The 10,518-nt window shown below is 65.6% G+C and carries 6 protein-coding genes and 1 tRNA gene; 3 read left to right on the top strand and 4 right to left on the bottom strand.

Annotated elements, in window-relative coordinates:
* Positions 1 to 144: 144 nt before the first annotated feature.
* Positions 145 to 1,767, bottom strand: a complete 1,623-nt coding sequence (locus ABXS05_RS34740; protein WP_367627076.1) for a Na+/H+ antiporter — start codon at positions 1,765 to 1,767, stop codon at positions 145 to 147.
* 325 nt (positions 1,768 to 2,092) lie between these two features.
* Here ABXS05_RS34740 and ABXS05_RS34735 point away from each other — a divergent pair, with 325 nt between their 5' ends.
* Together ABXS05_RS34735 and ABXS05_RS34730 are read left to right on the top strand one after the other, a co-directional pair.
* Positions 2,093 to 2,395: a DUF485 domain-containing protein gene (locus ABXS05_RS34735; protein WP_367627075.1), complete on the top strand. Its 303-nt coding sequence runs from the start codon at positions 2,093 to 2,095 to the stop codon at positions 2,393 to 2,395.
* The gene (locus ABXS05_RS34730) at positions 2,392 to 4,068 is read left to right on the top strand and encodes a cation acetate symporter (protein WP_367627074.1); all 1,677 of its coding nucleotides are present in this window, start codon (positions 2,392 to 2,394) and stop codon (positions 4,066 to 4,068) included. Before ABXS05_RS34735 ends, ABXS05_RS34730 begins: the two co-directional genes overlap by 4 nt.
* 142 nt (positions 4,069 to 4,210) lie before the next feature.
* On the opposite strand, the gene ABXS05_RS34725 is transcribed toward ABXS05_RS34730, so the two are convergent.
* The 3 genes from ABXS05_RS34725 to ABXS05_RS34715 all read right to left on the bottom strand — a co-directional run bounded on the left by ABXS05_RS34725 (position 4,211) and on the right by ABXS05_RS34715 (position 9,546).
* On the bottom strand, positions 4,211 to 7,663 hold the full coding sequence (locus tag ABXS05_RS34725) for a 2Fe-2S iron-sulfur cluster-binding protein (protein WP_367627073.1): 3,453 nt from the start codon (positions 7,661 to 7,663) through the stop codon (positions 4,211 to 4,213).
* Complete coding sequence (locus ABXS05_RS34905; RefSeq protein ID WP_437178722.1) at positions 7,660 to 8,058, bottom strand: sarcosine oxidase subunit delta; 399 nt, start codon at positions 8,056 to 8,058, stop codon at positions 7,660 to 7,662. The genes ABXS05_RS34725 and ABXS05_RS34905 overlap by 4 nt, the downstream gene beginning before the upstream one ends.
* A 222-nt stretch (positions 8,059 to 8,280) precedes the next feature.
* Complete coding sequence (locus tag ABXS05_RS34715) at positions 8,281 to 9,546, bottom strand: sarcosine oxidase subunit beta family protein (RefSeq protein ID WP_367627072.1); 1,266 nt, start codon at positions 9,544 to 9,546, stop codon at positions 8,281 to 8,283.
* A 256-nt stretch (positions 9,547 to 9,802) separates the two neighbouring features.
* Here ABXS05_RS34715 and ABXS05_RS34710 point away from each other — a divergent pair.
* A tRNA-Ser gene (locus ABXS05_RS34710) sits at positions 9,803 to 9,892 on the top strand.
* Positions 9,893 to 10,518 lie beyond the last annotated feature (626 nt).

The following is a 10,518-nucleotide window of genomic DNA, read 5'->3' as shown; positions in this document are numbered from 1 at the left end:
GACCCAGGATCGCACGGTCTCTCGCCCGCACCCATCCTGACACAGTCTAACTACACAGGGACCGCCGGCATCTTGCCTGCATCTTCCCCTGCCCCAGGCGTAGCGTTTCCAAAATGCAGGCTGGAAGCCTGCGATCCCAGGGATTCAACCCGTCGCAAAACGGGCCTCGAGCAGATCGAGTTCCCGCACCAATCTGCGGGCCACCTCGTCCGAGAGCCGCCGAGTGCGGGCATATTGGAAGATCTGGTCGCGCTCGGCCCTGAGGCCCGCCAGGCGCAACTGGCGCTCGATCTCGTCGATGCGGCGCGTCAGTTCGGCTTCCTCGCCGGTCTGCAGTCGCCCGTCGATGCGCTGGCGATAGAGATCCATGATGCGCACGCTGGCATCGGCGTAGAGATCGGCATCGCTGCGTCCCAGCCCCAGTTCGTGCTGGGTCCGCTCGATCGCCTTGATCGCCGCCTCCGCCGCGGCGATGCGGGCCTCGTCCTCCTCCTCCTGGTGCGAGGGCTCGGGCGGCAGCTCCAGCCCCTTGAGCAGGCGGGGAAGGCCGACACTCGCCGCCACCAGGGACATCACGATCACCCCGGCTGCCAGGAAGATGGCGAGGTCGCGCGCCGGGAAGGGCGTGCCGTCGCTGAGGGCCAAAGGCAGCGTCAGCACGCCGGCCAGGGTGATGGCGCCGCGTACGCCGGCGAGCGAGGCGGCGGCAATCAGCCGCCAGCTTGGCAGCATGATCGCCTTGCCCTTGCGCGCGGCGCGAAACAGGGTGAAGCGCAGCGAGGTCCACACCCACAGAAAGCGCAGGATCGCCAGCGCCAGGGTGATGGCGAGGACATAGACGATCATCCAGATCGCACCATGGCTCCTGGCAGCGGCGGCGACGATCTGCGGGATCTGCTCGCCGAGCAGCACGAAGATGATGCCGTTGGCCGCGAAGTGCACCATGTCCCACACGGCGCCGCCACGCATGCGGGCAGCGACTAGCGATTGGCCGAGGCGCTCGACATAGCTCATGGTCATGCCGGCGGCGACGGCGGCCAGGATGCCGGAGCAATGCAGTTCTTCGGCCAGGAGATAGGCGGCGAAGGGGATCAGCAGGCTGACCAGCACCTGCGAGCCCGCCTCGTCGCCGAAGCGGCGCGCGACCCAGCGATTGGCCAGGGACGCGCCCCAGGTGACGGCGATGCCGATGGCGATGCCGCCGCTCGCCACCCAGAGGAAGGTGCCGAGGGCGCTGGTGAAGGAGAAGGTGCCGGTCAAGGCCGCGGCAACGGCAAAACGCATGCAGACCAGGCCGGAAGCGTCGTTCAGCAGCGACTCGCCTTCCAGCACATGCATCAGCCGCTTGGGAATGGGTACTCTGGCCGCGATAGCCGATACCGCGATCGGATCGGTCGGCGAAACGACGGCCGCAAGCGCAAAAGCCACCGCCAGCGGCATGGACGGGATCAGCCAGTGGATGAAAAAGCCGACACCGATCACGGTGAACACCACCAGGCCCAGGGCCAGCTCGATGATGGTGCCCTTGTCGCGAAACAGGCCGTCCTTGGGAATGCGCCAGCCATCCAGGAACAAAAGCGGCGGCAGGAACAGCAGAAAGAAGACCTGCGGGTCGAGCTCGACCCTGAAATTGGCAAAGGAGGCGATGATTGCGCCGAAGCCGATCTGGACCAGCGGCAGGGGCAGGACGATCGGCAGCATCCTGGCCAGCACGCCGCTGAGGACGACAGCCAGCAATAAAAGTAGAATGACCGAGATCGTCTCCATGCCCACCTTATCCGCTCGTGACGCGGCCAAGCTAGGAAGCGGCTGTTAAGATATTGTTGACCAGTCCGAGTTTTCACCAGTTCTCAAGGGCGTGTCGGATCCGGCATTCCCGCCGGCCGGGCGAGCCTTTCCTAAGGAATCCGGCGCGGCCGAAACCCGATCGTCGGAATAGCTCACAACAACGAGCACAGGACGTTCAATGGATTGGGAATAGACGGAATTGTCCATTGCGCGACATGTTGGCTTAATCCTAGGTTGAACCCGACGGTGGACCTGCAAAACATTTGGGCTGCCTTGCCGGTAAAGCGGCGTCGGGGGAAACATAATGTCTTCTTACAAATCCATTGAACAAAATCCGAAATATCAGGAACTGGTACGGCGCCGAAGAACGCTCAGCCTCACGCTTTCGGCGATCATGATGATCATCTATTTCGGCTTCATCCTGGTCGTCGCCTATCTGCCTGGCGTGCTCGGGCAGCATCTGGGCACGGGCGTCACCACCATCGGCATTCCGATCGGCATTCTCGTCATCGTCGCCGCCTTCATCCTCACCGGCATCTATGTCCGCAAGGCCAACGCCGAATTCGACACGCTGACCCAGGAAATCGTCAAGGAGGCACGCGGATGAAGCGCAGTACCCTCATCCTCGCGGCCTTCCTGCCGGCCCTCACGGCCACCCAGGCCCTCGCCGACGCCGTCTCCGGACCGGTGCAGCAGCAGGCGACCAACTGGCACGCCATCATCATGTTCGGCCTGTTCGTGCTCCTTACGCTGGGAATCACGGCCTGGGCTGCCAACCGCACCAAATCGGCCTCGCAATTCTACACGGCGGGCGGCGGCATCACCGGCTTCCAGAATGGCCTCGCCATCGCCGGCGACTTCATGTCGGCGGCCTCCTTCCTCGGCATTTCCGGCCTGGTCTACATGAAGGGCTATGACGGCCTGATCTATTCGATCGGCTGGCTGGTCGGCTGGCCGATCGTCACCTTCCTGATCGCCGAGCCCTTGCGCAATCTCGGCAAGTTCACTTTCGCGGACGTCGCCTCCTTCCGCTTCAAGCAGACGCCGATCCGCGTGCTCGCCGCCTTCGGCACGCTGGTGACGGTGGCCTTCTACCTGATCGCGCAGATGGTCGGCGCGGGCAAGCTGATCCAGCTCCTGTTCGGCCTGCAATACAGCTACGCCGTCATCATCGTCGGCGTCCTGATGATGCTCTACGTCACCTTCGGCGGCATGGTCGCCACCACCTGGGTGCAGCTGATCAAGGCCTGCCTGCTGCTGGGCGGCGCCACCTTCATGGCCCTGATGGTGCTGCTCACCTTCAATTTCAGCCTCGAGGCCCTGTTCGCCAAGGCGGTGGAGGTCCATCCCAAGGGGGCGGCGATCATGCAGCCGGGCACGCTCGCCAACCCGCTCTCGGCCATCTCGCTCGGTCTTGCCTTGATGTTCGGCACGGCCGGCCTGCCGCATATCCTGATGCGTTTCTTCACCGTCGCCGACGCCAAGGAAGCCCGCAAGTCGGTGTTCTACGCCACCGGCTTCATCGGTTATTTCTATATCCTCACCTTCATCATCGGCTTCGGCGCCATCACTCTGGTGTCGACCAACCCGGCCTTCCTGACCGATCCGGCCAAGGGGCTGGAGGCGATCCGGGGCGGCATCAACATGCCCGCCATCCATCTGGCCGACGCCGTCGGCGGCGACATCTTCCTCGGCTTCATCGCCGCCGTCGCCTTCGCCACCATCCTGGCGGTGGTCTCCGGCCTGACGCTCGCCGGCGCCTCGGCCATCAGCCACGACCTCTATGCCACGGTGATCAAGGGCGGCAAGGCCAAGGAACAGGACGAGATCCGCGTCTCCAAGATCACCACCATCGTGCTCGGCGTGATCGCCATGGGGCTCGGCATCACCTTCGAGAACGTCAACGTCGCCTTCATGGTGGGCCTGGCCTTCGCCATCGCGGCTTCCTGCAACTTCCCGGTGCTGCTGATGTCGATGATGTGGCGCGGCATGACCACGCGCGGGGCGGTGATGGGCGGCTATCTCGGCCTGATCTCCGCCTTGCTCGGCGTGATCTTCTCGCCCGGCGTGTGGGAAGCCGTGCTCCAGCATCCCAAGGGCTCGGCGCCGTTCCCCTACGAGAATCCGGCGCTGTTCTCGATGGCGCTGGCCTTTGCCGGGATCTGGCTGTTCTCCAAGCTCGACAACAGCCAGCGCGCCGCCGAGGACCGGGCCGGCTTCGACGACCAGTATGTCCGGTCGCAGACCGGCATCGGCGCTACGGCGGCGAGCAAGCATTGAGGCTCGCGTCATCGTTCGCAAATGAGCGCTCCGCCTTCCCCGGCGGGGCGCTTTTCCTGGGACCGCCAGCATCCTTGCTGGCTCTTGGACACACTGCGCTTGCAGGAAAGGAGAGCCAGCAAGGATGCTGGCGGTCCCAGGATCAATCCAGCTTCAGGCCATATTCGGCCGCGCTCTCGACCAGCACCTCGGCGAAGGCCTGGGCCAGGGTCGAGGGGGCGAAGAGGTCATAGGCGGGCTCGTCGGAGACCTGGTGCAGCAGGATCGGGATCTGCGCCATCAGGGTGCGTGCGACATGGCCGGGCCCGAACACGCGCGGATGCAGGTCGATCCGGCATAGTTTCATCAGCGCGCTGCGCGCCTTAGGCCCCGACAGGCGCAGCACGCCGAAGGCCGAGGAAAGATCCACCACCGAGGCGTTCTCGCCGAGAGCATGTCTTAGGCTCACGGCAAGGCTGCCCGGCCGTCCCTGCTTGTCCAGCACCAGCCAGTCGCCAGGGCCGAGCGAAAGCACCTTCAGCGCCCCCGAGACCGCCGATCGGCCGGGCTCCGGCAGATCCAACCCGAACTCCGCCTTGAGCACACGGCGCAAGCCCGCCTCGCCATCCCGCCGCAGCTTGATCTCGGCGATGTCGGGGCTGCGCTCGGCCAACTGCACCTCGGCAACGCGATCGGAGGGGCGGTCCGGGATCAAGGCGTGATGACCGGGTACGGAGCGCGGCAGGACCAGCGGCTCGACGACCCCGACCGGCGAGGCATCCTTCACCCTGAGATTGTCCGGATCGACGAAATGCGGGGAGACGATGGTGACCTCACAGGCTTCACCGCGCACGGGATCGGCAGCATGCAGCCTCTGGCCGATCCGTTCCTTGCCGCCGCGCAGCAGGGCAAGGCCGATGAAGCCCTTCCCCTGCGTGGTTGGGCAGGCGGCGGTAACGAAGCCCAGGCTCTCCTTGGCTTCGGCGGAGGCGGTAAGATGGGCGCCGGCCCGCAGCTTCTGCCCGGGATCGTCCACCTTCACGCCAACCAGGACAAGGCGCCCAGCCTCGGTCAGGCCGGGACGACCGGCCAGGACGCGGCCGACATAATCGCCCTTTTTCTTGAGCATGCGGCCAAGGCCGAGATCGGCGGCCGTGGTCTGGCCGTTGAGCTCGCTGCCGGCGACATGCCCCTTCTCGATCCGAAGCAGGTTGAGGGCATCGAGCCCATAGGGCTTGATGCCGAAGGGCTTGCCGGCCGCGAGGATGGCTTCCCACACCGGCTCGGCATGGCCTAAGGGCACGCTGACCTCATAGGCGAGTTCGCCCGAAAAGGAGATGCGGAAGAGCCGGCCGGAAACCCCGGCAATCATCGTCTCGGCAACGGCCATGAAGGGGAGGGCCGCATCGTCGAGGTCCTGGCTGGTGATGCGGGCGAGCACCGCCCGGGCCTTAGGGCCGGCTACCGCGAAAGTCGCCCATTGATCGGCGACGTTGGTGATCTGGACGTCGAGATCGGGCCATACGGCCTGGTGATGGAATTCGAGATGCTCCAACACCGGCCCGGCATTGGCCGTGGTAGTGGTGACGAAATAATGATCCTCGGCCAGCCTGGAGGTGGTGCCGTCGTCGAAGACGATGCCGTCCTCCCGCAGCATCAGGCCGTAGCGGGCTCGTCCCACCGGCAGGGAAGCGAAACCATTGGCATAGATGCGATCGAGAAAGACGCCGGCATCGCGACCCTGGACATCGATCTTGCCGAGCGAGGAGGCATCGGTGACGCCGACAGCCTCGCGCACGGCCCTGGCTTCGGCGAGCACCGGTGCCCAACTGGTATCCCGGGAAGGCGAATAGACCAGGGGCCGCAGCCAGAGGCCGAGCTTGACGAAGACGGCGCCGTGCCGCGAATGCCAGTCATGCAGAGCGAGCCGGCGCTTGGGGCGGAAATGCTCGCCCGTCTCGGCACCGGCAAGCGCACCGAAGGAAACCGGCGAGGCATAGGGCCGGAACGTCGGCAGGCCCGTCTCGGCGACACCCTGCCCCTTCGCGTCGGCCAGGATGGCACTGCCGACGAGGCCGCCGGTCTTGCCCTGGTCGGTCGCCATGCCGAGCGTGGTGTAGCGCTTGGCATGTTCGACATGGGCATAGCCCTCGCGTACCGCCAGCCGCAGGTCGTCGGCAGTGACGTCATGCTGCAGATCGACGAAGGCCTTGCCGGAGCCGCGCGAAACCTTGGCCTCCCAGAAGGGGTGGGGCGGCGTGCCCTCGCCCGCCGTTCCCGCGGCATCGCCCACGAGCTCGATCCGCTCATTGCCCCTGGCGCAGAAGGATACGGCCCTTTCGTCCCACTCGAAGGGCAGTCGGGCCTGGCCGGCGAGTTGCAGGCGGGGATCGTGCCCACCGGAGACGCAGAGCAGGTCGGCCAGCAGCATTTGCGGCCGCAGCCTGGCTGCGACAGGCGTGATGGTCAGGACATGCAGGGGCGCGCCCTCGGTGGCGGAGACCTGCGATCCAAACCAGACGGGGATGCCAGCTCGTTCCGCCTCGCGGCCGGCGGCGGAATCGGGCCTGGTGTCGATGATGCCGGCGATCTCGACGCCGGCCTCGGCAAGCAGCCGGGCCGCACCGTAGCCGCGGTCATTGTTGACGAAGAAGGCCGCCCGCCGGCCAGGCGCCACGCCGAAGCGCGCGACATAGACCGCCGCCGCCGACGCCAGCATCACGCCCGGCCTATCATTGCCGGGAAAGGCGATCAGGCGTTCCTGCACGCCGGTGGCGAGCACGATCCGGCCCGGACGGATGATCCATTGGCGCTGGCGCACCTCGCGCTGCCCGGGCGTGATGCGGTGATCGGCTACCCGCTCGACGGCGCCGACGACCAGCCCGTCATAGAGGCCGTAGGCGCCGGTGCGGTTGAGCAGCATTACCTCGGGAAGCGCCGCCAGTTCGGCGAGCTTGTCGGTCAGGCCTTCACGCGCAGCGGGGTCGAGCAGTGCCGAGCCGCCAAAGGCGAAATCCTGCTCCAGCACGATCACGCGTTTGCCGGCCCGCCCCGCCGCCAGGGCGCTGTCGAGCCCAGACGGCCCCGAGCCGACGACCAGCAGGTCACAATGGGCATGCATGGTGTCGTAGCTGTCGGGATCGGGCTCGCGCGCCGCCCGCCCCAGCCCCGCCGCCCGGCGGATCAGCGGTTCATAGACCTTCTCCCACCAGGCTGCCGGCCACATGAAGGTCTTGTAGTAGAAACCAGCGGGCAGAAAGGGCGACAGCCAGCCATTGATCGCGCCGAGGTCGAAGCCGAGCGAGGGCCAACGGTTCTGGCTCACCGCCTCCAGCCCCTCGAAGAGCTCGATGGTGGTGGCGGGGATGTTGGGTTCGCGCCGGGCGCCCCGGCGCAGTTCCACCAGAGCTGACGGCTCTTCCGGCCCGGCCGTGAAAATGCCGCGAGGCCGGTGATATTTGAACGAGCGCCCGACGATGCGCACGCCATTGGCCATCAGGGCCGAGGCGAGGGTATCGCCGCGATAGCCATGCAGGATCTTGCCGTCGAAGAGGAAGGTCAGCGGCTTGCCGCGATCGATCTGTCCGCCTTGGGCCAGGCGATAGAGGCCGCTCATGCCGAGTGCTCCGGCAGGGCGATCTCGTCATGCCCAGGCGGGTCCCTCTCGATCGTGCCATGGGCATGATCGAGAGGGACCTGCGAGATCTCAAGCATTTGCACAGTTTCCCGGCGGGACCCATCGGTGGCCCCCGCCGGAAAACCGTGCCCGGCGGCCACGGCCTGGATCTCATGGCTGACCGTATCGCGCAGCACCTTCAGCACCTGCCGGCAGCCATGCACATGCTGCCACCACTCCAGATGCCAGCCGGCCGGATTGTCGCGCTCATAGACATAGTCGTAATAGGCCTCAACCCCGGCGTCTTCGCCCGGCCGCAGCACCGACGCATCGCCGCGATAGCGGAACTCGACCTCGTCACGCACGCCGCAATGGGGACAGGCAATTCTCAGCATGACAGGAAGGCCTCAGCGGTCAGAAAGCCCCGTGAGTTCGACGAGCTGTGGGTGTTGTCATCCCCGGCCGAGCAAAGCGAGGGGAAGGGGATCCAGGGGCCTTGAATCGCACCCTGCAGCTTCTGGAGCCCCTTCCCGCCGCCTGCGGTGGCGCTGTCGCCCCGACTTGCGAGCAAGTCGGGGCTGAGGATGACAAGTGCGGTCATTGTGATGCTTCTCATCTCAATGCATCCAGGCATAGGGGCCAATGCCTCGTTCGTCGATCACCCGCCCCTCCCGGAAGCGTTCCAGGCCGAAATGGGCGATCAGCGGGTGCGGCGCGCCGGTCGCCACCAGATGGGCCGTGGTGAAGCCGCCGGCCGGGATCGCCTTGAAGCCGCCATAGCACCAGCCGCCGTTGAGATAGAGATTGGGCACCGGCGTCGTCGAGATGATCGGATTGCCGTCGGCGGTCATGTCCATCGCCCCGCCCCATTGGCGCAGCACGCGCAGGCGCCCGAGGGCCGGCATCAGCGTCAGGCCTGCCGCCAACACGTCCTCCACCATCGGCAGGCTGCCGCGCCTGGCATAGGAATTATAGCCGTCGAGCGCGCCGCCGAAGACCAGACCGCCCTTGTCCGACTGGCTGACATAGAAATGGCCGGCGCCATAGGTGACGACGCAATCGATCAGCGGCTTGATCGCCTCGGAGACGAAGGCCTGCAGCACATGGGTCTCCAGCGGCAGGCGCAAGCCCGCCATGCCGGCCAGCAGCGAGGAATGCCCGGCCACCGCGAACAGCACCTTGCCGGCGCGAATGCCGCCGCGGCTGGTCTCGACGCCGCTGATCGCCTCGCCCTCGCGCGTGATGCCGGTGACCTCGCAATTCTCGACGATGTCGACGCCGCGCCGGTCGGCGGCACGGGCATAGCCCCAGGCCACAGCGTCATGGCGTACCGTGCCACCCCGCCTCTGCAGGAAACCGCCGAGTACGGGAAAGCGGCCATTGTCGACGTCAATGAGCGGCACCAAGCGCTTGACGCCTTCCTTGTCGAGCAGCTCGGCATCGACGCCTTCGAGCAGCATCTGGTTGGCGCGCCGGGCCAGCAGATCGCGCTGGCCGTCCGCATGCACGAGATTGAGCGCACCGCGCTGGGAGACCATGGCATTGTAGTTGAGCTCAGCCTCGAGCCCTTCCCACAACCGGAGTGAGAAATCGTAGAAGCGGATGTTCTCGGGCGAGAAATAATTGGAGCGGATGATGGTGGTGTTGCGCCCGACATTGCCGAGCCCGATGCCGCCGCGCTCCAGCACCGCGACGTTGGTGATGCCGTGATTCTTGGCGAGATAATAAGCCGTGGCCAGGCCATGCCCGCCGCCGCCGACGATCACCACGTCATAGGCCGGTTTGGGCGCCGCCTTGCGCCAGGCTGGCCCCCAGCCGCGATGTCCGCGCAACGCCTCGAACGCGAGACGAAATCCCGAATAGGCGGAAGAGAGGACGGACATGGGCTCCGCTGTGATGCCGCGAGGGCGCCTGCCCGACGCAGGCGCCCTCCCGACTTAAGCACCTCGCTTGCCGCTGGCAATCGAAACACCGAGATGGGCTGCGATTTTGTTGCCGCCCCTCCGGAACCGAGATGAGATGGCCGACCATCCCGCCCCGGTCTCCCGCAGCACCATGCCGTAACTTTCTCCCAATTTTTCCGCCATTCCGGTCTTGCCCCGCGCGGCGCATATCTATATGAAGCCCCCGACCAGCTGCGGAGAGGTGGCAGAGTGGTTGAATGCACCGCACTCGAAATGCGGCATGGGGGCAACTCCATCGGGGGTTCAAATCCCTCCCTCTCCGCCATTCCTTCTTCATGGCACTTGGCAAGCGCGGCAGGTCATCCAGGCCGTGTAAAAATGTTTTTAATCAAATCGTTACAGTAAGGCACCTCCGGCTGCGGCGAAGCCGGAGAAGTCAGTGCGCCGTCGATCTCAACTGCCTTTCATGCGACTTTCTACCGAGCTACGTGCGTGGTTCGCTTGGCATGCAACGTCCGCCTCTCGAGAACGGGCGATTGGGGGGCTTCTTACTAGAGCATCGGACATCTAGTCGGACGCATAGCCGGCGGCGTTGAGATAGTTCCAGCATTTTTGGGGCTGCGGTGATCGCAGATATCGCCGATTGCATTCCAGAGTTGTTCGAAAGTTCAAGCGGCAGCTTCCGCCCTCTGAGCCCGACACCCCGGAAGTTCTGGCCCGGGGCGATCCAAAGACGGGGAGCACCTCAAGCCGCAACGGACCACAACATGTAGACGCGGACAAATAGGGGAGCAGGTCAGCGGCCATCATGACACTGGGGGCCGCAAACCCAAAAAAGCCCTGCGCGGTTAGCGACAGGGCTTATTCGAGAACGTTGGTTGCGGGGGCAGGATTTGAACCTGCGGCCTTCAGGTTATGAGCCTGACGAGCTACCGGGCTGCTCCACCCCGC

Source organism: Labrys neptuniae (assembly GCF_040797145.1).
Lineage (GTDB): Bacteria > Pseudomonadota > Alphaproteobacteria > Rhizobiales > Labraceae > Labrys > Labrys neptuniae.
The sequence above is the reverse complement of the archived record's forward strand: the minus strand, read 5'-3'. Positions and strand labels throughout refer to the sequence as shown.

Bases quoted from the DNA above. Each gene is read 5' to 3' on its own strand.
- ABXS05_RS34735 (WP_367627075.1), top strand. From the start codon at position 2,093: ATGTCTTCTTACAAATCCATTGAACAAAATCCGAAATATCAGGAACTG.
- ABXS05_RS34730 (WP_367627074.1), top strand. From the start codon at position 2,392: ATGAAGCGCAGTACCCTCATCCTCGCGGCCTTCCTGCCGGCCCTCACG.
- ABXS05_RS34715 (WP_367627072.1), bottom strand. From the start codon at position 9,546: ATGTCCGTCCTCTCTTCCGCCTATTCGGGATTTCGTCTCGCGTTCGAG.
- ABXS05_RS34905 (WP_437178722.1), bottom strand. From the start codon at position 8,058: ATGCTGAGAATTGCCTGTCCCCATTGCGGCGTGCGTGACGAGGTCGAG.
- ABXS05_RS34740 (WP_367627076.1), bottom strand. From the start codon at position 1,767: ATGGAGACGATCTCGGTCATTCTACTTTTATTGCTGGCTGTCGTCCTC.
- ABXS05_RS34725 (WP_367627073.1), bottom strand. From the start codon at position 7,663: ATGAGCGGCCTCTATCGCCTGGCCCAAGGCGGACAGATCGATCGCGGC.